The sequence below is a fragment of the Protofrankia sp. Cj5 genome, from assembly GCF_917627405.1.
GTDB lineage: Bacteria > Actinomycetota > Actinomycetes > Frankiales > Frankiaceae > Protofrankia.
Genome location: NZ_CAKJTO010000023.1, coordinates 22574 through 45158, shown reverse-complemented (window position 1 = coordinate 45158; position 22585 = coordinate 22574). Strand labels below are relative to the sequence as shown.

Here is a 22585-nt window from a genome sequence, read left to right as displayed (position 1 = left end):
AATACGTATACGTCGCGGTCCCATCGGAGGTCAGCCGGTTCCGCTCATCGAACGTCGCCGCAGCGCCGCCCACCGCAGTGCGGTTGCCCGCCGCGTCCCAGCCATAGCTCGTCGTCGTCCCGGCCGGATTCGTCCACGACGTCAGCCGATCCGCCCGATCATAGGCGTAGCTCTGACTCCCCGACCCCGCCAGCGCCGCCGGACTCAACGTTTCAGCCAGCCGATTGTCGTTGCCGTCATAGCTGTACGTCGCCGCCCGCAACGTCCCGCCCGGCCCGGTCAGGGTGTCCGAGGTGGTCCGACCCAGCTGGTCATAACCGAACGACCGGACCGCCCCACCACTGGCGTAGGTCACCGAGGTCAGCTGACGGGCATCGTCATAGCCCAATGTCCGGGTCCCACCCGTGACAGCACCCGACGTCGAGATCAGATCATCCCGGGCGTTGTACCCGAACGACGACGTCCCCGCCCCGTCGGTCCGCGAGTTCATCCGGCCACTCGCGTCATAACCGAACGACGACGACCCGGCCGGGCCGGTGCTCCCGATCGGCAGATCCCGATCGTTATACGTCAACGACTGCGTGCCCGACGGATGGTTCACCGACGTGACCCGGCCAATCAGGTCATACCCCAGGGTCCGCGACGCCGATGCCGCCCCACCCCCCGAGCCGGACTCCGCGGTCAACCGGCCTAACGCGTCGAAGGTGCGCGCCCGGGTCACCCCACCCGGCTCAACCAGGCTGACCGGCAGCCCACCGGCGTCATACGACGTCTGCCAGGTCCGATCCGCCGCCGCCGGATACGCGGTGGTCGACGGCTCGATCGTCGTCTCGACCAGGCCCAGACTGTTGAACGTCGTCACCGTCGCATGACTGTTACCGTCGGTCAGCCGGGTCCGGTGCCCAGCCGCGTCATACCCCACGCTCGTGGTGATCGACGCCGAGGCGGTGACCGGCTCGGTCAGCGTTCGCAGCTGATCCAGCGGATCGTAGCTCCGGGTGGTCGTCCACCCGTTCGCGTCCGTGGACGACGTTGGGTTCCCCGCCGCGTCATAACCGATGCTCGCCGTGCGTAGCTGGCTGTTCGACGCCGAGAACTGCGCGGTAGTGACCCGCCGACCGGCCCGGTCGTAGGTGTACCGGGTCGACCGGCCCAACGGATCCGTCACCGACGCCAACCGACCTGCCAGATCGTAGGTCCGGCTGGTGAGCTTCCCGAGCTCGTCGCGTTCGCTGATCAGCCCACCCGTGGCGTCGTACACACCGGTCCACGCCGCCTGCGACCCGACGTTCGCCGGCTTGATCACCCGGGTGACGTTCCCCGCATCATCATGATCGGTATAGGTGGTGAACGTGCCCTGCGGGGAGCGCTCCGTCGCCGTGGCCGCCCACACCCGGTTCAGATCGTCATACGCCAGGAACGTCCAGGCCCCGACCGCGTTCACCGCCGACGTCACGTTCCCCGCATCGTCATAACCCAGCCGGCTCACCCCGGCGGACGCGCCAGTGACCTGCGGTTCGGTGACCGCCACCGGCCGGTTCCGCCGGTCGTACACCGTCGATGTGGTCTTCCCCCGGGTGTTCACATGGGTCAGGACGTTGCCGTTGCGGTCATATGTCCACGACTCGACCGGGGTGAGCACGCTCCCGCCCGGCGGGGTGTAGGCCGGGTAGCTCGTCTGGGTGACCCGGCCCAGCCGGTCCACGATGCGGGTCGTGACCAGCCCGCGGGTATCCCGACGGTGGGTAGCCTCCCCGAACGTGTTGTACCCGACGTCGGACGTGGGACGACCGCTGGTGGCGGTCGCGCCGTTCTCCTCCACCAACACCGGCGGCGCCTTGCTCTGGGTGACCCGGCCGGCCGCGTCCACGCTGCTGTTCGTCAGATACGCCGGGTCCGGCGACCCTCCCGCGACGTACCCCCGCGGATCCGCGGTCCCGGTGACAAACCCCCGCTGATCCCGCAGCGTCGTCGACACGAACGTCGCCGAGCCGTCCCCGAACACCGCCCGCGACGTCACCCGGGACGCGTTGTCATACCCGATATCGACCCGCCCGGTCGTGCTCGTCCCCGCCGCACCCGACACCGCCGAGGTGACATCATCGTTCGCGTCATAGGCCAGGTCGGTGGTGCGGGCCAGCCCCGCCGGATCCACCGTCGACCGCGTCGTCCGCCCGGCCGCATCCACCACCGTGGTCACCGTCAACCGGCCACCACCGGTCGTCACCCCGACCGGATTACCCGCCCCGTCATAACTGCGATCGGCCAGCACAATGTCACGGGCAGCTGGACTCGACAGCACCCCGTTCACGGTGTCCGGCGGCCGGTAGCCCACCAGAATGTCCTGCCGCGGCAGATCATCCAACCAGTAGGTGTGCTGGACCGTCCGGCCCAGCGCATCGGTCACACTCGCCAACCGGCCCGCCGGGTCGTAGGCCCGAGACTCGGTCACCACGTCCCGCGGCGTCGACCCCGCCACCGGATCATCCACAAAACTCTTCACCGTGGTCGTCGCCAGCAGGTTCTTGGCCGTGTACGTGAACGCGGTGACCGTGCCCTGCGGATCCGTGACCGTCGCGGCGTTCCCGTTGTCGTCATACGTCGTGGCCGTGGTCGCGGCCTCCGCCGCCCCCGCAGCCGCGGTCGTCGACGTCACCCGGTCGTCGTTGTCATAGGCGTACGTCGTCGTCCGCGCCGCATCCCCACCGGTCGCATCCGACACCACCGTCTGGGTGCGGTTCTCGTTCAGGTCGTAGGTGTTCGCCGTGACCCGGGTGTGGGTCACCCCGGACACCGGGTTCACCACCCCGGGCTCGGTCACCTGCGAAACCCGCGACAGCTTGTCGTAGGCGGTGGTCGTGGTCAGCCCCGCCGGGAAACTGTCGGAGGTCTCCTTCGCCGTGACCCGCCGACCCAGCTCGTCATAGCTGTAGTCGTGGACCAGCCCGGCCGGATCGACGTCCCCGCGCAGATCCCCCTTGCTGTCGTAGGAGAAGGCCGTGACCTTCCCCCGCGGATCCGTCGTGGACAGCAGCACATCGCGCGGGACGGTGCCACCACCGGTCGCCGATTCCGTGCCCGCCGCATACGACCAGGTCGTGGTCCGCCCGGACGGGAAATCCGACGTGGCCGGCACGGTCTTCGCGACCAGATCCCCCAGCACGCTGTAGGCGAACGTCGTCGCGTAGGTGCTGTCGGTCGCGGACGCCGACCGGCCGTCCCGGGAGACCGTCATCAGATCGTTGCGGGGATCTCCCGGCGCCCCCAGAAAATAGCTGTAATAGTCGCTGTTCGCCTGCTGGGTACCGCCCGTGACCGCCCGGACCGTCGTGCGGGCCAGAATGTTCCCCCGGGTATCGGTCTGCAGCATCAGCAGGTTGTCGTTCTCATCGGTCACCTGCGCCAGGAAACCCCGGTCGTTATACGCGAACCGGCGGTTCCCCGTCCCATCCCGATGCGAAATCAGCTGACCGTTCGCGTACTCCCAGTCCTCGGCGTGCCCCCGCGGGTCCGTCACCCGCACAATCACCGTCGGACTGCTACTGATCACCGTGAACGTGGTGCGCTTGGCCAGCCCCTCCTCGCGCCAGGCCACCGTCCCGTCCAGGTTGTACCCGATCGTCTCCGCGACGTTCCCCCGCGGCAGGATCGTCTGCCCCAACAGCCCGTTGAACGCATAGGCGTACGTCGTCGGCGTCGACGACCGCGGCGAGACCACCGAGGTGAGGTTGGCGCCGGTGTAGCCGTACGACCAGACCACCGGCCCGCCGTAGGCGCCGACCGTGTTCGTCGCCACCTGGCTCACATGCGTGCCCGACCAGGTGAACGCCAACGACCGCCCCGTCGTCACGTTCAACGCCTGCGTCAACCGGCTGGTCGCGTCGTAGCCCAGCTGCAGCTGCCGACCGGCCACATCCGTGACCCGGCTCAGCCGGCCATCGGAACGGAACGCCGACGCCGTACCGGTCTTGTCGATCAGCAGGGTGGCGGCGGTGAGCACCACGTCGTCCACCCGGCCCGACCCGGTGCCCTCGGTGTACGGACCCGCCCGGGTCCCGAACAGCACCGCCGGATCGGTCACCGACATGATCTGTGTGCCGTTCCGCAACACGATGATCGATGGCCCGTTCGTCACCACCGTCAACGTGTCCGACGTCGTGCAACAGGAGCTCGACGCATTGGCGACCGTCGTGTCAACCCCACTGACACGCTTGATCAGCCGCCATTTGCTCGCCGACGGCACCGCCACCAACCGCCAGAAGTTCGCGGTGTCCGCGACCCGGAACGCCAACCCCATGTTCGCCTGGGTGACCGGCTCGGTGAAACTGAACGACCCGTCCGCCGCCGCGTTCACCACCAGCAGGTTCTGGTTGCCAGCCGCACTCGACACCAGATACGAACGGTTGCTGTCGACACCCCAGACGCCGGCCAGCGCAGTCCAGGCCGCACCGCTGTCCGCCACCCCGGCCGACGTCGACGAGTTCCCCCGGGTGAACGAATCCCGCTGCTGATCATCCAGGATGGCGAACCCACCGACCCGCCCCGCACCCGTCGCCAACCCGTACAACCCGGCCCGCGTCGCCGTCTGGAACGCACCGTCGCTCGCGGTCGCGACCACCCGGTCGTTGCGCGACACCGCGATCGACGACCCCGCCGTCGTCACCGCGAACACATCCGACGCCGCGCAGCACGCGTTCGACGCGGTCGCCACCGTGCTCGTCACCCCGGCGACCCGTTTCGCCAGCACCAGCTGGTTCGCCGACGGCTTCGCATACAACATCCACAGGTTGTCCGCGTCCTGCACACGGAACGCGACCCCGAGATTGTCCTGCGCCACCGGCAGGGTGAACCGCACCGTGCCGTCCGACCCCGCCGGCAACACCGCCACACTCCGCCCGGAGGCGGCCGACACCAGATAGGCGTCGTTCCCCGCGATCCCCCAGGTGCCGGCCAGCACCTGCCAGCCCTCACCCGTATCCGCCGACCCCAACGACGCGTTCGAGTCCGCCCCGGTGAACGACGCCACCCGCGGCGACGGCCCCTGCAACAGCGAGTAGTAGCCAAGCGACGGCACAAACGAGCCGTCCGGGTTACGCCCGAACCGCGACACCCGCCCATCCGGATACCGGACGGCGAGATTCCCCTCCCCGGCCAGATCCGGCGCGATCGCCATGTCGTACTGGCTGGACCAACCCACCCCGAACAGGCCATCGGCCGGGTTCCGGTCGTTGTAAGTACGGGTCACCCCGAGCGCCGGCCCGACCCCCGCCACCGACGCGTCCACCGTCGACGTCGCATAGTTCCCCACCACCGGCGTCACGTTCGCCACCGCCGGCGCATACGGATCCGCACCCAGATGACCCTCAGGACCAGACAGGGGAACCTTCGTCACCAGCCGGCTCGGCGACATCGCCGCGCTGGGAAGCTGGAAGTCACCAACCCAACCCTGCCAGTAATACGACTGGTCCCACGACAGGACACCCTTCGGCGGGCTCCACATATTCGAGCTGATCCACCCCGACGACCAGCAGCTCCCCGAATTCGCATCCGACCCGGTACACAACTGGAAGTTGAAGTTCACCCCCTGACCCGGATAGTTGTCCGGGTCATTACCCGTCAGCGTCAACGTCGGCGTCAGCGAGTACACCGCCGCGCCATTCATGGGCGATGCCGAGGTCACCACCGGCGCCACGTTCGGCACGATCAACCCCTGCGAAAGGGTCGGTACCCCCTCGTCGTAGAACCAGGTGGTACCCCAGTTCACCATGTCCCACCGCAACGTGTACGTCCCCGGCGCCAACGGATTCACCGTCGTCAACAAATCGATTGTCTGACCCGGATTCACCGTCGTCGGCAGCTGCGTCGCGTACCCCTGATGCACCAGCTCGGTCGTGTTCGACGCGTCATACACGTGATACGACAGCATGTAGTTGCTGTTCGCCCCCCACGCGTCCCGGCCGGTGTTCGTCAACCGGACCCAGACCTTGCCCTGCTGGTTGTTCGTGAGCGGCTGATCCCACACCGGACTACCCGACGGATAGCTGTACTGCGCACCGTACGGCGTCCACGTGATCGACATCTGCGGCCGGTTCGCCGCCGTGGCGGTGTTATTCGACAGGAACTTCTTCCACGCATAATTATCCGTCGTACTCGCCCGGACCGACGTCCCCGTGTTCGTCTTCCGCCCGTGCGTCCAGTCATCCACCAGCGCGGTCAACCGCGGATCGCTGAAGGAACCCCAGTTCGCCGGGCACGACGACGAATACCCGTAGGCGAAACTGCTCTGCGCGACCTCCGGGCCGATCGCCGCCCCCGGCCACAGCATCGTCGTGCCATCCCAGGACTGGTTCACCTCGTACAGGCTCACCGGCCGCGCCGTACACGACCACGACCAGCTGTTCACCAGCGAAACGGTCACGCCCAGGACGTTGACCTGGTTCACCGCCGCCGTGCCCTGCCAGTTGATATAACCGTAATTGACGTCCCCGCCGCCGTTGTACGTCCCGACGTGAATGTCGTCCAACGTGTTGTAATGCGAATTCGGATACGCCGACGACACGTAGGTGTCGTCCGCCCACGCCTGCAACACCTCGACCGACGGGTCGACCTTGACCGGGAACACCCGCGCCGGATCGGACAGCCACCCGGCATCCAGATCCACCTGCAACGCCGCCCGGCCATCCGCGGCGGTCACCAGCGAGTAGACGACACCCTCCGAATACGCCCCGCTGCCCACATGCGGATCAACCGCGGCATCCTCCATCGACCCCCGCGGAATCACCGCCTTCACCGCACCCGCGCCGTCAGCGAGGGAGATCTGCTGGGACTTCCCGTCCAGCGTCGCGGTCAGGCCGTGCAACTCCAACGGGAACGTCCACCGCGTCGGGGCGTCCACCGCGCGCAGGACCAGCGTCTCCTTCAACCCCGACAACGTCCCCGCCAGCCACACATCCGACGACTGCCGCACATCCGCGTACGAGGCCGTCGCCCCCTCAACCGTGGCCGCGGCCGGGCCCGCGCCGGCGATCCCGAACGACACCGACGCGCCGCCGGTAACCTGCACCGTCGCCAACCGGGGATCATCCGCGGTGTCCGCGATGTCCGCGGCGTGTTCGACCGCCGCCACCCGGTGCCGCCCCCCACCCGCCGCCACCAGGGCCGTGTCGATGTCGACCAGCTTCCCGCCAGCGTCGGTGAACCGCTTCGGCACCGAATACACCTGGGTGGTGTGAGTCCCGTCGGGATTGCTGTACTCGTCGCTCCACACCGTCCGCCGCTCGGGCAGCTCGACCTGGCCCGGCTGCGGTTCACGTGCCACCGGCGCAATCGCCGGGGTCACCGTCGCCGCCGCACCGAAACGCGCCACACCCGCGGACGGATCCGGTTTCGCCAGGTCGACCGGACGCGGCGCCTCCTGTGCCGTGGTCGCCACCGCCCCCGCCACCGCCGGGACCACCGCACGGGCCTTGTCCGCCGCCGGCGCCTTCCCCGACTGGGACTGCGCCGTGGGCACCTGCGTGTCACGGCCCGCCGCACTGCCGTTCGAGCTCTGCGGCAACGCCACCGTCCGGAACGGATTCACCAACGGCGCCGGCCCGCCCGTACCGCCCCCGACTATCCGCAGCATCACCAGCCCGGTCAGCACCAGCACCGGTACCAACCCGAATGAGATAGCCGCCAACACCCGCCGAGACACCCGGCGAGAGAGCGTCCGGAGACGAGCGGCAGAAAGCCGGCCACGCATGAATAAACTCCAAAGATCTGACGGCAAAAACCTACATGAGCCCACGCCGACGGACAGCACCGGACAACAGCGCGGCCCGACAAGAAAACCCGGAGTGACCCGCACGCCCAGATGAACGCGCGGCAAACAGCACGAACAGAACGACCAGCACACCGCAGACAGCTCACCGCGGGTATGTCGAGTTTTTTGGCGGTGAGATCAGGACATGTTCCGCGAAAGCCGACTGTCCGGCTCCCTGGTCGAACGACGGCTCCCGGAACACTCCTAGCGGACAGCCAGGCCGCTACCCGGACGCAAGATTAGTATTTATGCCTGGTACAGATGAATTCACGACGCGCAGCATTGCACACGAACCATCGCGGAGTCGAGCTGTTCAACGGCGGCCGCAACAATAGTTCGTTCGTTGTTCTTGGCGGGTGTCGCTATCGACTGCGTTGGAAAATCAGAACAGGGTCGGGATCGCGGGCGCCAGTCCGCGCAGGGCGTCGTAGTCGACGGTGACACAGCCCAGACCGCGGTCCGCGGCAAGCAACCGCGCCTGCGGGGTGATCGACTGCGCGACCAGGATCCCGCGCACCGGATGCGGCAGGAACGGGTCCGCCTCCAACCGGGCAAGATAGCGGGTCAGCTGCTCGACGCCGTCGATCTCGCCCCTGCGCTTCACCTCGACAGCGACACTCCCACCGTCGGTGTCGCGACAAAGCAGATCGACCGGACCGATGCCAGTCTCGTACTCCCGGCGCACCAGGGTGAGGCCGGCGCGGATGGCATCCGGCCGCTCGGCGAGCAGTACCTGCAGGTGCGCCTCCACGCCGTCCTTCTGCAAACCCGGGTCCACGCCGAGATCGTGCGACGAGTCATGCATGATCTCTTCGAGGGTGATGACGAGCTGTTCGTCCGCTCGGTTGGTCACCCGCCAGACGCCGTCCGCCTCGGCGATCACGCACGGCGGGCTCATCCAGTTCAGCGGCTTGTAGGCCCGCCCGTCCGCATGGATGGACACCGACCCGTCGGCCTTCACCAGCAGCAGGCGAACAGCGCTGGGCAGGTGTGCGGTCAGCCGGCCCACATAGTCGACGCTGCACCTGGCAATCACAAGACGCACAGCCCCGGACGCTATCGTGCCGCGACCTCGCCACCTACACCCGCTTAGAGCGCCCGGCAATAGGGACGCGGCGTCGCGGGGCTGGGGCACGCACCTCGCTGTGTTGTCGTCGGTCACCACCCAACACCAGGGTGGCTCCCTCCGCCGCCTTGCGATGCACGCACCCCAGCCCCGCTCCTTGATCCACGCCCCTATTGCCGGGCGCTCTTACCTGTCCACGGTGCGTCCCTGCCCCATCCGTCCTATCCCATCCGTGCCCAGTCCGCCTTGCGCCCGGCGACAAGATCGTCGAGTAGCCGGACACGGTCAGCGTAACGTCGCGTGTAGCGGTCCGCCTGATCCCGCGGCAGCCTCGCCAGCCGCGCCGGGTTGCTGTTGTCGGCCATGTCCGCGCGTTTCACCACGACCGCCAGGTCGTTGCCGGCTACCCGGGTGAGATAGTCAGGCACCGGCTCCCCGTCGCGGTGGGTCAGCGCGTCGACCGCGGCGACGACCTCGGGCGGATAACCGAGGGCGGCAAGGTCCGCCAGGGTGACATCGGTGTCCTCGACGACGTCGTGCAGCACCGCGGCCAACCGGGCGTGGTACGGGTCGACAGCGGCCCGCTCCGCGGCGGCACCGACAGCGTCCATCACCCGCAGCGGGTGGCCGATGTAGTCATCACCGATCTTGTCGAGCTGGCCGGCATGGGCGCGGGTGGCCAGCTCGACGGCGTCCCGCAGGGAAACGGGGGGCGCGGCCGGCCCGCTGCTGTCCTCGGCCCGTCCGGCGCCCCGCGCCGACGCGCGTTGGGGATGGGTGCCCTCGTCAGCCATCACCCTCTGGACGCTACGCGGCCCCGGGCGGCCCCGCACCACCTGTCCGGGTCTCTGGGAGGCCGGCTCAGGCCGGCTCAGGCCAGGCCATTCGCGGCGCGGACGACGTCCACGACCCCAGCCATGATTTCGGTGAGACCGTAGTCCTTCGGTGTGTAGACCGCGGCCACGCCGAGCGCCCTGAGACGCTCGGCGTCCGCGGGCGGGATGATGCCGCCGACGATGACGGGTACGTCACCGATCCCGGCTGCCCGCATCCCGTCAAGGACCTGGGGCACCAGCTCCAGATGGGAGCCGGACAGCACCGACAAGCCCACGACGTGCACGTCCTCCTCCACCGCGGCGGCGACGATCTGCGCCGGTGTCAGCCGGATGCCCTGGTAGACGACTTCAAAGCCGGCGTCGCGGGCGCGTACGGCGATCTGCTCGGCACCGTTGGAATGCCCGTCCAGGCCCGGCTTGCCGACGAGGAACTTCAGTCTGCGGCCCAGTTCCCGCCCGGTTTCGGCGACCCTGTCCCGCACGCCGGCAAGCTCGGCGCCGCCAGCGTGTACCGCGGCGCCGGACACACCTGTCGGAGCCCGGTACTCACCGAAGGTGTCGCGCAGGGTACCGGCCCACTCCCCCGTGGTGACTCCGGCACGGGCGCAGACCAGCGTTGCGGCCATCAGGTTCGTGTCGGTCTTCGCCGCGTCCCGCAGGCCCCGCAGGGCATCGTCCACGGCGCGCGCGTCACGATCGGCCCGCCAGGTCGCGATGTCGGCACGGGCAGCCTCCGCCACCGCCGGGTCCACTGTCTGGACCGCCGCAGTCAGGTCGGCGAGCAGCGGATTCGGCTCGGTGGCGGTGAAGCTGTTCACACCGACCACCACGTCCTCGCCGGACTCGATGCGCATCCGCCGGTTCGCCTGCGAAGCGACGAGCTGGGACTTCATATAGCCGCTCTCGACCGCGGCCACCGCGCCGCCCATCGCCTGTACCTTGTCGATCTCCTTCTGCGCGGCTCCGACCAGCTCAGCCACCCGCCGTTCGACGACAACCGAGCCCTCGAAGAGATCGTCGTACTCCAACAGGTCGGTCTCGTGCGCAAGGATCTGCTGGATACGCAGCGACCACTGCTGGTCCCAGGGCCGGGGCAGGCCGAGGGCCTCGTTCCAGGCCGGTAGCTGCAGGGCCCGGCAGCGGGCGTCCTTCGACAGCGTCACGCCAAGGGCTTCCAACACGATCCGGATAACGTTGTTCTCCGGCTGCGCCTCGGTCAGGCCCAGGGAGTTGACCTGGACGCCGTAGCGGAACCGCCGGTGACCGGGGTCGGTAACCCCGTAGCGGGTCCGCAGCAACGTGTCCCACAGTTCGACGAACGCCCGCATCTTGCACATTTCCTCAACGAAGCGGACGCCGGCGTTGACAAAGAACGACATCCGGGCGCAGAGCTCGCCGGTGCGTTCGGCCGGCACCTGCCCGGAGGCGACCACGGCGTCGAGCACGGCGATGGCCGTGCACATCGAGTAGGCGATCTCCTGAACGGGGGTGGCACCGGCCTCCTGCAGGTGATAGCTGCAGACATTGATCGGATTCCATTTGGGGATCTCGGTCACCGTGTAGGCGATCATATCGGTGATCAGCCGTAGCGACGGCGCCGGCGGAAACACGTACGTCCCGCGCGAGAGGTACTCCTTGATGATGTCATTCTGGGTCGTGCCGGTGAGTTTCGCCGGGTCCGCGCCCTGTTCCTCAGCGACGACCTGGTAGAGGGCGAGCAGCCACATGGCTGTCGCGTTAATCGTCATCGAGGTGTTCATCTGGCCCAGCGGGATGTCATGGAACAGCGCGCGCATGTCGCCGACATGCGCGATCGGCACACCCACCTTGCCGACCTCGCCGCGGGCGAGCTCGTGATCGGGGTCATAACCGGTCTGGGTCGGCAGGTCGAACGCGACCGACAGGCCCGTCTGCCCCTTGGCCAGGTTCCGGCGGTAAAGCGCGTTGGTTTCCGCCGGATTGGAGTGACCGGCATAGGTCCGAATGATCCATGGTCGGTCCCGCCGCGGACTGGCCTGCTCGGACTGCTCTCGCCGCACCGTATTGGCCATCGCCATACCCTCCCGGAGGCTCATCCGATGACCGGAGCCTACCGGGAGGTAATGTCACGCGCCCGAACAGAGACCTGGACGCCCCCGCCAGGCCGTGAAAAGAACGGGCGGCAACCTGTCACAGGCGCCCGGCCCCTCCACGAGCTGCATCCAGGGGCCGCCGCCGGTCCGCTTCCACACGTGCGGGTTGGGCGGCGCCGAGGCTACGCCGGCCACCTGCGCCAGGCCGACGGCCCAGTACTCGTCGAACGTGCTGTCGCGGCCTTCCAGCGCACCGTAGAAGAGCTTTCCCGGCGGGATGACGACGTCCGCGGTCGTGACGTTCCCGGCGCCATTCTCGCGCAGGTCATAGGCAAGACTCGCGCTGAAGGCACGGCGATCCTGCTCCCGTACCCGCATCTGGTGGGCTGTCCCCGGCAGGCGGCTGCCCTCCCAGGTGGGCGGGTCCAACGCCGGCTGCAGCTCGGACGGTGGCGCGGCGGTCGCCGGGGCGACCAGCGGGACGGTCCTGGCACGAGGCGCGGTCACCAGACCGATAACCACGCCCAGCACGATCGCCACCGCGAACGCACCGACGATGAGCCCTGTACGGCGCTGGTCAACGGACTGGGCATCACCTCGCCGGTATACCGGACCGCCTGTTGGACCCAATCGCTGCGCATCGACGTCGAGCATTTCCCTCCCCGGCCACAGCCATCATCCCACGACCGAACGCAACCTCATGGAGCTGGGGACCACAGTGAACCAGCGGGCTGTCCGCATCAGGCATGCCCCACGTGCGGCAGGTCGGCGTCCTCAGCCCGCAGGATGCGCCCGAGGCGGTTGGCCGCCAGCAGCTTTCCCAGCGCCATGGGAACCTCGACCAGGAGCATCGACCGCCCGGACCGGCGCGCCCGCAGCGCCCCGCCGAGCAGGACGCCGAGACCCGCATGGTCGGCCAGCTCCAGGCCGGACACGTTCACCCGCAACTGCCCGGTTCCGCTGTCGATCGCAGCATGCAGCCGCAGCCGCAGATCACCGACGGTGCGTACATCGACCCGACCAGCCAGCCGCACGGTCTGGATCTCCATACGTCCCCCGTCGAGAAGCATCGCGTTCTCACCCATCAGGCCTCCCGTCCCCCCTGGCTCATGCCCTGACCGATCGGGCATCCCCGGCGGCCAGGAGTTGTCGGACACAGCCGGAACGCGCTGTTGATTCCTTCCGGTGCCCTGCCGAGAACCGCTGCCACAGCGGCCCCCGGCGACAGGCCAGTATCCATAGTCGCAGAGTGGCGATACGGATGCGCAGGTGTGCGATCCACCTGGGCGTTCCGGTGAACAGGACGGAAAAGACTGCGCACAGGACTATGTACAGGACGGAAACACCGGCCGAGGCAATCATGACCACGCGGCGGGCCCAGAACTGCGACGCGGGCCACGCATGAACGCCTGCGCGGAGCCGGCCGCGCTGAGACGATGAGATCCGTCCGGCCCGCCGGCTCGGACAGCAGGGAGGTGACGGTGCCACTGAACAGCCTGCACTACACGATCGGCCCAGCCATCGCCGTCGCCGCCACCGCCATGCTTGTGGCGGTGTGCCGATGGGTATTCGCACCGAACCGGACGCGTGGCAATAAATACACCGCAAAAAGTTACGGCGACTTCGGAATGCTGGTACCCGTGGCAACGCTCCGTACATCAACCGAAGCGGCCCGGCTGCGCCAGCTCCTCCGTCAACACGGGATACGGTCCACGTCAGGCGCGGCGCCGCCTGGCCCGATTCAGGTGAACGCCGACGGCAACATCCGCCGCCACTACGTCTCCGGTTGGCACGTCATGGTGTTCCCTGAGGACTCCATGCGGGCACGTGCCGTGGTTGCGGGCACTGACCGCGACTGGGCCTGAGAGCGACCCGGCGCCAGGGGCGCGACGTCGCGGGGCTGCGGCACACATCTCGCGCTGTTGTCGCCGGTCACCACCCAGCATCAGGATGGCTCGCCCCGCCGCCGTGCGGGCCACCTTTCGATCATCGCCCACATCGACCAACACCCATCAGGCACCCCCTGACGGCGGCCCGGCGGCTGCCCGAGAGTGCCGGCCCAGCCCGGCCTCCGGCCGATGCTGTCCCGGCGCGTCATGGCTACCGATCAACCAGTACGCCACGCCGCGTCCGCGGCCGGTTCCCGCCGGATATCCGCGCCCAGCGCCCGCAGCTGCTCGACGAAGTCGCTGTAACCGCGGTCAATATGGTGAACCTCGCTGACGCTTGTCATTCCGTCAGCCATCAGACCAGCCAGCACTAGCCCGGCCCCGGCTCGGACGTCCGAAGCCACCACATGCGTGCCGACCAGGCGGTCGGCACGGCGGACAATGACGTGGTGGCCGTCGGTGCGTAGCTCCGCGCCGAGCTTCAGCAGCTCCCGGCAGAACACGAAACGGCTTTCGAAAACATTCTCGGTGATGAGGGAGACCCCTTCGCTGACCGCCTCCAGCGCGATGGTCTGCGGTAGAAGATCCGTCGGGAACCCCGGATACGGCAGGGTGACCACGTCGATCGACCGTGGCGGCCGGTCCGCGACGACGCGGAAGCCGTCAGGGCGGACATCCACGGCGGCGCCCGCCGCGGACAGCTTGTCGAGCACGATATCGAGATGATCGGCGCGCCCGCCCCGGACAAGTACGTCCCCGCCCGTCATCAGTGCGCCGATGGCGAAGGTTCCGGCCACGATCCGATCCGCGACCGTGCTGTGTGTGGTCGGGCGGAGCCCGTCGACACCGTCGATCACCAGCGTGGACGTGCCCGCGCCGTCGATCTCCGCGCCCATCGCCGTCAGCATCGCGCAGAGATCGGTGATCTCGGGCTCACGGGCAGCATTATCGATCACGGTCGTGCCCTTGGCCAGCACACCGGCCATCAGCAGGTTCTCGGTGGCGCCAACGCTGGGGAAGTCCAGCCAGATGGACGCTCCCTGCAGCCGGCCGGCCGACCGGGCCATGAGGATGCCCGCTTCGACATCAATCATGGCCCCGAGCTTGGCCAGACCGTTGACATGCATGTCGAGAGCACGGGTACCGATCGCGTCCCCACCGGGGAGCGCGACTCGCGCCTCACCGCAGCGGGCGACCAACGGGCCCAGCACGACGACGGATGCCCGGATGCGGCGGACGAGGTCGCTGTCAGCCGCCGCGCCGGGCCGGGCTGGCACGTCGATCGACAGCAGGCCGTCGCGGTGATCCCGATCGACAGTCGCCCCGAGCGCCCGCAGCACGTCGGCCATGACCGTGACATCGAGGATGTCAGGCACGGCACGAAGAGTTGTCCGGCCATGGGCCAGCAGGCTCGCGGCCATCAGTTTGAGCACGGAGTTCTTCGCTCCGGGGACATCAACCTCGCCGACAAGCCGAGACCCGCCCCTGACCACGAAGCGTTCCACGGGAGTCGATGCTATGGCCTCGGCAGCCACCCGTCAGCGCGGACCGGCCGGTAGGGCAAGGCCCATCCGGCACACAGGGCCGCCGGCCGGCGCCCAACCATGAACCGGTGGACACGGCAGCGAACCGGTGGACACGGCAACGGCATAGTGTGACCGGCATGGCCATCCACCTGACCCGGATCTACACCCGCACCGGCGACGACGGGACCACCGCGCTCGGTGACATGTCCCGGGTCCGCAAGACCGACCCGCGGCTGTCAGCCTATGCCGACGTCGACGAGGCCAACGCCGCCATCGGCATGGCGCTGGCCTTCGGCGGGCTCACCGAGGAGATCCAGGCGCTGCTCGCCCGGGTGCAGAACGACCTGTTCGACGTCGGCGCGGATCTGTGCACGCCGGTCGTGGAAAAACCGGGCTTCCCGCCGCTGCGGGTCACCGCCGTGTATGTGGAACAGCTGGAGAAGGCCTGCGACCGGTTCAACGAGAACCTTCCGAAGCTGGACTCGTTCATCCTGCCCGGAGGTACGGCCGGTGCCGCCCTGTTGCACGTGGCACGGACAGTCACCCGCCGCGCGGAACGGTCCGTCTGGGCGCTGCTGGAATCCGACCCGGAGCATACCGGCGTGCTGCCCGCCCGTTACCTTAACCGGCTGTCCGACCTGCTGTTCATCCTCGCCCGGGTCGCCAATCCCGGCGGGGACGTGCGGTGGGAACCGGGCGCCAACCGCTGACGGCGCCGCGGCTAAGAGCGCCCGAGGATAGGACTGTCCGGCTCACGGCTCCCCGCATCCCGCCCGGCCGCGTTGTCCTCAGTCGGCGCCCACCACCAGGGCGCCTTCCTCCGCCGCCTTGCCGGACCGGGCGCGGATAAGCCGCTCACTGATCGAACGCCCTATCCTCAGGCGCTCCAAAGCGCGGCGCGACGATGGCTTTTCGCGCCGCCGGTCGCCCCGGCGCCAGCGGGGTCAGTCCGTGCCCGCCAGGAGCGCGTGTTCGGCGAGGATGCTGACACCCTGTTTGGTCACGGAGAGGAATCCGCCGTCGACCTCCACGGTCAGTGTGCTGTCGCCGGTCTTGACCCGCACCTGCCCGCCCTCGACAAGCACCCCGAGCAGCGGGACGTGCCCGGCGAGCACACCGAGCTCACCTTCCGTGGTCCGTGCGACGACCATGTCGGCCTCCCCTGACCATACTTCCTTCTCCGGCGAGACGATCGCCACCCGCATCGGCATCGCGCTGCCGTCCTTCCCGCTGTCGTCGGCCCTCGACCCCGCGGATCGCGGAAGCCGTGCAGTTGGTGAATCCGGTCGTTCATCGGGAACACGACCGGCCCGGCTCCGACCGCTATCGGGGAAACCGGCAAGGCCGAAGACCGCGCGATCATGATTTTCACGCGCGGCCAGCGACCCGGAAGCCTCGGTACCAGAAGGCCTCGGTACTAGAGCTCCTTCGCTTTCTTCTCCGCGTCCTCGATCCCGCCACACATGAAGAACGCCTGTTCCGGGAGGTGGTCGTAGTCGCCTTCGGTCAGCTTCTTGAAGGACTTGATCGTATCTTCGAGCGGGACGAACTTACCCGGGATGCCGGTGAACTGCTCGGCGACAAAGAAGGGTTGCGACAGGAACCGCTGGATACGCCGCGCCCGGTTGACGAGGATCTTGTCCTCTTCGGAAAGCTCGTCGATACCCAGGATGGCGATGATGTCCTGCAGATCCTTGTAACGCTGCAGGATGCGCTGCACCTCACGCGCCACGTCGTAGTGATCCTGCCCCAGATAACGGGCGTCAAGAATGCGTGAACTCGAGTCGAGCGGGTCAACCGCTGGATAGATCCCCAGATCGGAAATGGCCCGGGAAAGCACCGTGGTCGCGTCGAGGTGCGTGAACGTGGTGTGCGGGGCCGGGTCGGTGATGTCGTCCGCGGGTACGTAGATCGCCTGGAGCGAAGTGATCGAGTGGCCGCGCGTGGAGGTGATCCGCTCCTGCAGGACGCCCATCTCGTCGGCCAGGGTGGGCTGATAGCCCACCGCGCTCGGCATGCGTCCGAGCAGGGTCGAGACCTCGGCACCAGCCTGGGTGAAACGGAAAATGTTGTCGATGAACAGCAACACGTCCTGCTTCTGGACGTCCCGGAAGTACTCCGCCATGGTCAGCGCGGCGAGCGCGATCCGCAGCCGGGTGCCCGGGGGCTCGTCCATCTGCCCGAAGACCAGCGCGGTGTCCTTGATGACGCCGGCTTCGGTCATCTCCAGGAACAGGTCGTTGCCCTCCCGGGTGCGCTCGCCGACCCCGGCGAACACCGACACGCCTTCGAACTGCGTGGCGACACGGTTGATCATTTCCTGGATGACAACCGTCTTGCCGACGCCGGCACCACCGAACAGACCAATCTTCCCACCACGCACGTAGGGCGCCAGCAGGTCGATGACCTTGATGCCGGTCGTGAACATCTCTGTCTTCGACTCAAGCTGGTCGAACGGGGGCGCCGACGCGTGGATCGATCTGCGTACGTCGGTAGCGATGCTTTCGACGTCAAGTGGCTCGCCGAGCACATTGAACAGGTGCCCCTTGGTGGCGTTGCCAACAGGAACCGTGATCGGTGAGCCGGTGTCCTGAACCGGTGCCCCACGCACCAGACCGTCGGTCTGCTGCATGGAGATCGCCCGAACGGTGTTGTCACCGATGTGCTGCGCGACCTCGAGCGTCAGCGTTGCGGTCTGCCCGTCGATGGTGCGCTCGACGCGCAGCGCACGGTAGATCTCGGGGATCTCGTCGGGCGCGAACTCCACATCGACGACCGGGCCGATAACACGGGCGACCCGGCCGATCCCAGGGGCCTTGCCCTCCACCGCGGCGGGCGAGGTAGTGGTGACGGTCATGGCGTCCTCTGCTTCATCAAGGTGCCCTCCGCGACTGACGGCTCCGCCAGGAGGCCAGCGACTTCAAGCGGTTCATCTGCATGTCATACCCCGAAGTCACCGGCGGCTCTTCCCGCGGCCGGTGACTTCGAGCATTCTTCGGTGTAACGGTCGGCTAGGAAACCTGGGCGAGGGCGTTGGCTCCGCCGACGATTTCCGATATCTCCTGAGTGATGGCGTCCTGACGAGCCGCGTTCGCCCGGCGGGTGTAGGTCTTAATCAACTCACCGGCGTTGTCAGTCGCGGATTTCATCGCTCGCTGGCGGGCCGCCGACTCAGACGCCGCGGACTCCAGCAGCGCCGCGTGCAACCGGCTCTCGACGTAGCGAGGGAGCAGCGCGTCGAGCACGCCCTCCGCGGACGGTTCGAACTCGTACTGCGGAAGCGGGCCGCCAGGTGGGGGCTCGGCGGTCGCCTCCAGCACAAGCGGCAGAATGCGGTGCGCAACCGGTCGCTGGGCCAGGGTGTTGACGTACTCGGTGTAGACCACATGAATCTCGTCCACCCGGTCGCTCTCCCCCGACGGGTCCAGGAAGCGCGCGATCAACGCATCGGCCACTTCCTTGGCGTTGTCGTAGCCCGGCTGTTCGGAGAAACCGATGAACTCACCGGCCAGCTCCCGACCACGGAAACGGTAGTACGTGACGGCCTTACGCCCGACCGCGTACAGGACCGGCTCCTTGCCCTCCGCGCGCAGCAGCTCCAGCAGCTCACCCGTCCGGCGCAGCACGTTGGCGTTGTAACCACCAGCAAGGCCGCGGTCACTGGTGACCACGAGGATCGCGGCTCGCCGCGGATCTGTGCGTTCGGTCGTCAGCGGGTGACGAATAGTGGTCTGCGACGCCACCGCGGAGATTACTCGGGTGATCTCGTCCGCGTACGGCCGGGAAGCGGCAACCCTCGCCTTGGCCTTCACGATCCTGGATGCGGCAATGAGTTCCATCGCGCGGGTAATCTTCTTGGTCGACTGAATCGAGCGGATGCGGCGCCGGTACTCACGGAGCTGGCCGGCCACGTCCTCAGTCCTCGTCCTTCGGCTTCGCCTGATGGATCTTGATAGCTTCCCGCTCCACCTCGGACGGATCCAGGCTCTCCGGCAGCGGCTCGTTGACCAGCGGCAGCCCGCCCGACAGCGTGAACTCGGCCTTGAACTTCGCGACCAGCTGCTCGAGCGCGCTGACGGTGTCGTCGTCCAGCTTGCCCGTACCCTGGATGGTCCGGTAGACCCCCGGCTGGATCCGCTCGATGAAGTCGAGGAACTCACGCTCGAAGCGGCGGATGTCCGCGACCGGCACATCGTCGAGCTGCCCGGATGTACCCGCCCAGATCGATACAACCTGCCGCTCGACCGGGAAGGGCTCGTACTGCGGCTGCTTGAGCAGTTCGACCATGCGCGCGCCCCGCTCAAGCTGCGCCCGCGAGGCCTTGTCGAGATCCGAGCCAAACGCGGAGAAGGCCTCCAGCTCGCGGTACTGCGCGAGGTCGAGGCGCAGCCGCCCCGCGACCGACTTCATCGCCTTGATCTGGGCGCTCCCGCCCACGCGGGAGACCGAGGTACCGACGTTGATCGCCGGACGGACACCCTGGTTGAACAGGTCGGTCTCCAGGAAGATCTGCCCGTCGGTGATGGAGATGACGTTCGTCGGAATGTAGGCGGAGATGTCGTTGCCCTTGGTCTCGATGATCGGCAAACCGGTCAGGGAGCCGGCACCGAGCTCGTCCGACAGCTTCGCGCATCGCTCCAGCAGCCTGGAGTGCAAGTAGAAGACGTCGCCGGGATAAGCCTCACGGCCCGGCGGGCGGCGCAGCAACAGCGAGATCGCCCGGTATGCCTCAGCCTGCTTCGACAGGTCGTCAAAAACGATCAGCCCGTGCTGGCCGTTGTACATCCAGTGCTGACCGATTGCCGACCCCGTATAGGGTGCGAGGTACTTCAGGCCGGCTGGCTCGTCAGCGGGCGCCGCCACGATGGTCGTGTAGGCCAGCGCGCCGGTCTCCTCCAGCGTGTTGAGGACAGCCCGGATGGTCGACTTCTTCTGTCCGACCGCCACGTACACGCACTTGACCTGGAGCTTCGGATCCCCCGTCGCCCAGTTCTCCCGCTGGTTGATGATCGCGTCCAGTGCGACGGCGCTCTTGCCGGTCTGCCGGTCACCAATGATCAGCTGACGCTGGCCACGGCCGATGGCGGTCATCGCGTCCACCGCCTTGATACCGGTCTGGAGCGGCTCCTTGACCGGCTGGCGCTGGACGACCGTGGGTGCCTGCAGCTCCAGCGCTCGGCTCTCGGTGGAGACGATCTCGCCGAGCCCGTCGATCGGGCGGCCCAACGGATCGACCACCCGGCCGAGGAAACCGTCTCCGACCGGGACGGAGAGGATCTGGCCGGTGCGACGGACCTCCTGGCCTTCCTCGATGTGTTCGGAGTCACCGAGGATGACGCAGCCGATCTCGGCAACGTCAAGGTTCAACGCCAGGCCCAGCACGCCGCCGTGGAACTCCAGCAGCTCGTTGGTCATGACGTGCGGCAGGCCCTCGACCCGCGCGATGCCGTCGCCCGCGACGACGACCCGGCCGACCTCCTCACGCTCCCCGACGGATGCCTGGTAGGAGTCGACGTAGTCCCGGAGGGCGGCGCGGATTTCCTCCGGTCGAATGGAGAGCTCAGTCATCGCTTCGGTCCTTCAATAAATGGTGAGGGCACGTCCCGCAGGTCATGCGCGGTCTGGGTGTCCACGAGAGCGCTCTATCGGTGCAGTCGCCGGCGCGCGTCGGTGAGGCGGCGGAGGACGCTGCCGTCGACCACCTCGTCACCCACCCGCACGACAACGCCGCCCAGAACGGCCGGATCGACGTCCACCTGGAGCTGGACATCGCGACCAAAATACCGGCTGATCGCTGTCCGCAACCGAAAAATCTGGTCCCCCGCGAGAGGGACAGCCGTGCGCACCACAGCGACGAGCCGGTTCCGGCGGGCCGCCGCGATCACGGTCAGTTGCTCAAGACGGTGCTCAAGATCTCCATAGTAGCGCTCCGCAACCGCACGCTGGACGAGACGTGTCGTTACAGCCTTGGCCCTGCTGTCCAGCAACGTGGCCACGAGTTCCCGCTTCGCGGACCACGGGGCCGCCGGATCGCTGAGCGCCAACGACAGTTCGGGCGTCCGGTTGAGGATGCGGCCGAACCGGAACAGCTCGTCCTCCACATCGTCGAGGACGCCTTCGCGCTGTGCCTGGGCGAGCAGGACCTCGACCCCGAGCTCGGACACGGCACGCTGGAGATCGAGCGGCCGGGCCCACCGGCCGGTAGCCACAACCTGCAGGATGTCGAGAGCCGCTGCCGAGACCTTGGCATCGAACAGGCGGGCCGCGAGGCCGGAGCGGGCCGATCCGGGGGTGCCCGGATCAGCCAGCGCCCGGCGGATCGCCGGCTCCCGGCTGAGAAGATCCCCCACAGCTTCGAGATCGTCCGCCAGCCGGCCGAGATCGACCGGATAGTGGGACCGCATCCTGATGCCGGGTGGCGGAGGCATGGTCAACTCATCCAGGCGAGCACGCGCCGCGTCCAGAGAACGTCGGCTGGATCCCTCCACGCGTCAGCCCCCCGGACCAGCCGGAGCTGGGACGGCCGGCTCGCCTGGGTGCTCCAGGCCGGCTATGAAGTCGTCGACCAGTTGACGCTGGCGGTCATCGCGCTCCAGCTCATGACCAACGATCTTCGTTGCCAGCTCGAGGGCGATGTCACCGACCTCACGCCGGAGCTGAGCGACGATCTGCGCCCGCTCCGCGGCGAGCTGTGCCTCGCCACGTGCCTTGATCTCGGCAACTTCCGCACCCGCCTGGGAACGCAGCTCCGCGAGGATCCGACCTCCCTGCTCACGGGCGTCCTCACGGATACGGGCAGCCTCGGTCTGCGCGTCGGCGAGCTGCGCCCGGTAGGAGGTGAGAAGCTCCTGAGCCTCCCGCTGAGCATGCTGGGCACGGGCGAGATTGCCCTCGATAGCCTCGGTCCGCTCGGCATACGCTCGCTTGATCTGCGGATAGACCTTCCAGAAGAAGAAGGCCACGAGCAGGCCGAACGACAAAGTACCGATCAGCAGCTCGCCAAGCGGGGGAATGAGGACGTTCTCGTCCGAATGCCCGCTCTCCCCGGCGGCTTGCAACAGTGTTGTGGCAACCACGGTGTCTCCCTCCGGCTTAGGGGAAGACGAACGGGACGACGAAACCGATCAGAGCCAGTGCTTCCGCCAGCGCGAAGCCAATGATCATATAGCGGAAGGCTACCTGCTCCGCTTCGGGCTGGCGGGCTATCGCCTGCACGCCCAAGCCGAAGATAAGGCCGATTCCAATACCCGGCCCGATGGCCGCCAAGCCGTAGGCCACCGCGCCAAGGGATCCGCTCACCTGATCGGCAGCAGCAAGCACCAAGGAAGGGGTGTCTGCCATCTCATATTCCTTTTCCAGTCGGGCACCGGGACCTGCCACGGTGCTGATCGG

Annotated in this window: 16 protein-coding genes; 2 read left to right on the top strand and 14 right to left on the bottom strand. The window is 67.8% G+C overall.

The annotated features are described in order from the left end of the window. The 6 genes from MJ777_RS07535 to MJ777_RS07510 all read right to left on the bottom strand — a co-directional run. Nucleotides 1-7651: DNRLRE domain-containing protein (locus MJ777_RS07535; protein WP_239374457.1), on the bottom strand; the 7651-nt coding region annotated here is incomplete at its 3' end. Nucleotides 7652-8186: 535 nt separating this feature from the next. Then, entirely contained in the window at nucleotides 8187-8849 is a 663-nt protein-coding gene (nucS, locus tag MJ777_RS07530) for an endonuclease NucS (RefSeq protein WP_239311830.1), read from the bottom strand. Between the two features lie 242 nt (nucleotides 8850-9091). Beyond that, entirely contained in the window at nucleotides 9092-9664 is a 573-nt protein-coding gene (locus tag MJ777_RS07525; RefSeq protein ID WP_239311834.1) for an HD domain-containing protein, read from the bottom strand. Nucleotides 9665-9741: 77 nt separating this feature from the next. Next, nucleotides 9742-11757 (bottom strand): protein meaA, encoded by a 2016-nt coding sequence (locus MJ777_RS07520; RefSeq protein WP_239374455.1) that lies wholly within the window; start codon nucleotides 11755-11757, stop codon nucleotides 9742-9744. A 54-nt stretch (nucleotides 11758-11811) separates the two neighbouring features. Further along, nucleotides 11812-12432 carry a hypothetical protein gene (locus tag MJ777_RS07515; RefSeq protein WP_239347936.1) on the bottom strand — a complete coding sequence of 207 codons (621 nt, stop codon included), beginning with the start codon at nucleotides 12430-12432 and terminating at the stop codon, nucleotides 11812-11814. Between the two features lie 86 nt (nucleotides 12433-12518). Continuing rightward, nucleotides 12519-12863 (bottom strand): STAS domain-containing protein, encoded by a 345-nt coding sequence (locus tag MJ777_RS07510; RefSeq protein WP_239311824.1) that lies wholly within the window; start codon nucleotides 12861-12863, stop codon nucleotides 12519-12521. Nucleotides 12864-13259: 396 nt separating this feature from the next. Between MJ777_RS07510 and MJ777_RS07505 the strand changes: the two genes are divergently transcribed. Further along, nucleotides 13260-13643, top strand: a complete 384-nt coding sequence (locus tag MJ777_RS07505) for a hypothetical protein (protein WP_239347937.1) — start codon at nucleotides 13260-13262, stop codon at nucleotides 13641-13643. 242 nt (nucleotides 13644-13885) lie between these two features. Here MJ777_RS07505 and murA read toward each other — a convergent pair whose 3' ends face one another. Next, nucleotides 13886-15172, bottom strand: a complete 1287-nt coding sequence (gene murA / locus MJ777_RS07500) for a UDP-N-acetylglucosamine 1-carboxyvinyltransferase (protein WP_239311820.1) — start codon at nucleotides 15170-15172, stop codon at nucleotides 13886-13888. Nucleotides 15173-15330: 158 nt separating this feature from the next. Between murA and MJ777_RS07495 the strand changes: the two genes are divergently transcribed. Then, nucleotides 15331-15903: a cob(I)yrinic acid a,c-diamide adenosyltransferase gene (locus MJ777_RS07495; RefSeq protein WP_239311818.1), complete on the top strand. Its 573-nt coding sequence runs from the start codon at nucleotides 15331-15333 to the stop codon at nucleotides 15901-15903. Nucleotides 15904-16137: 234 nt separating this feature from the next. Here MJ777_RS07495 and MJ777_RS07490 read toward each other — a convergent pair whose 3' ends face one another. The 7 genes from MJ777_RS07490 to MJ777_RS07460 form a co-directional block, all read right to left on the bottom strand. Then, on the bottom strand, nucleotides 16138-16404 hold the full coding sequence (locus MJ777_RS07490; RefSeq protein WP_239311816.1) for a F0F1 ATP synthase subunit epsilon: 267 nt from the start codon (nucleotides 16402-16404) through the stop codon (nucleotides 16138-16140). A 206-nt stretch (nucleotides 16405-16610) separates the two neighbouring features. After that, a complete protein-coding gene (atpD, locus tag MJ777_RS07485; RefSeq protein WP_239332928.1) occupies nucleotides 16611-18050 on the bottom strand; it encodes a F0F1 ATP synthase subunit beta in 1440 nt (479 codons plus the stop codon). 154 nt (nucleotides 18051-18204) lie between these two features. Further along, nucleotides 18205-19104, bottom strand: a complete 900-nt coding sequence (locus tag MJ777_RS07480; protein ID WP_239311520.1) for a F0F1 ATP synthase subunit gamma — start codon at nucleotides 19102-19104, stop codon at nucleotides 18205-18207. A gap of 4 nt (nucleotides 19105-19108) precedes the next feature. After that, nucleotides 19109-20761, bottom strand: a complete 1653-nt coding sequence (gene atpA / locus MJ777_RS07475; RefSeq protein ID WP_239311518.1) for a F0F1 ATP synthase subunit alpha — start codon at nucleotides 20759-20761, stop codon at nucleotides 19109-19111. Between the two features lie 74 nt (nucleotides 20762-20835). Beyond that, nucleotides 20836-21681: a F0F1 ATP synthase subunit delta gene (locus tag MJ777_RS07470; protein ID WP_239347943.1), complete on the bottom strand. Its 846-nt coding sequence runs from the start codon at nucleotides 21679-21681 to the stop codon at nucleotides 20836-20838. A gap of 3 nt (nucleotides 21682-21684) precedes the next feature. Next, complete coding sequence (locus tag MJ777_RS07465) at nucleotides 21685-22269, bottom strand: F0F1 ATP synthase subunit B (protein WP_239311514.1); 585 nt, start codon at nucleotides 22267-22269, stop codon at nucleotides 21685-21687. Nucleotides 22270-22285: 16 nt separating this feature from the next. Then, the gene (locus tag MJ777_RS07460; protein ID WP_239311513.1) at nucleotides 22286-22534 is read right to left on the bottom strand and encodes a F0F1 ATP synthase subunit C; all 249 of its coding nucleotides are present in this window, start codon (nucleotides 22532-22534) and stop codon (nucleotides 22286-22288) included. Nucleotides 22535-22585: the final 51 nt, after the last annotated feature.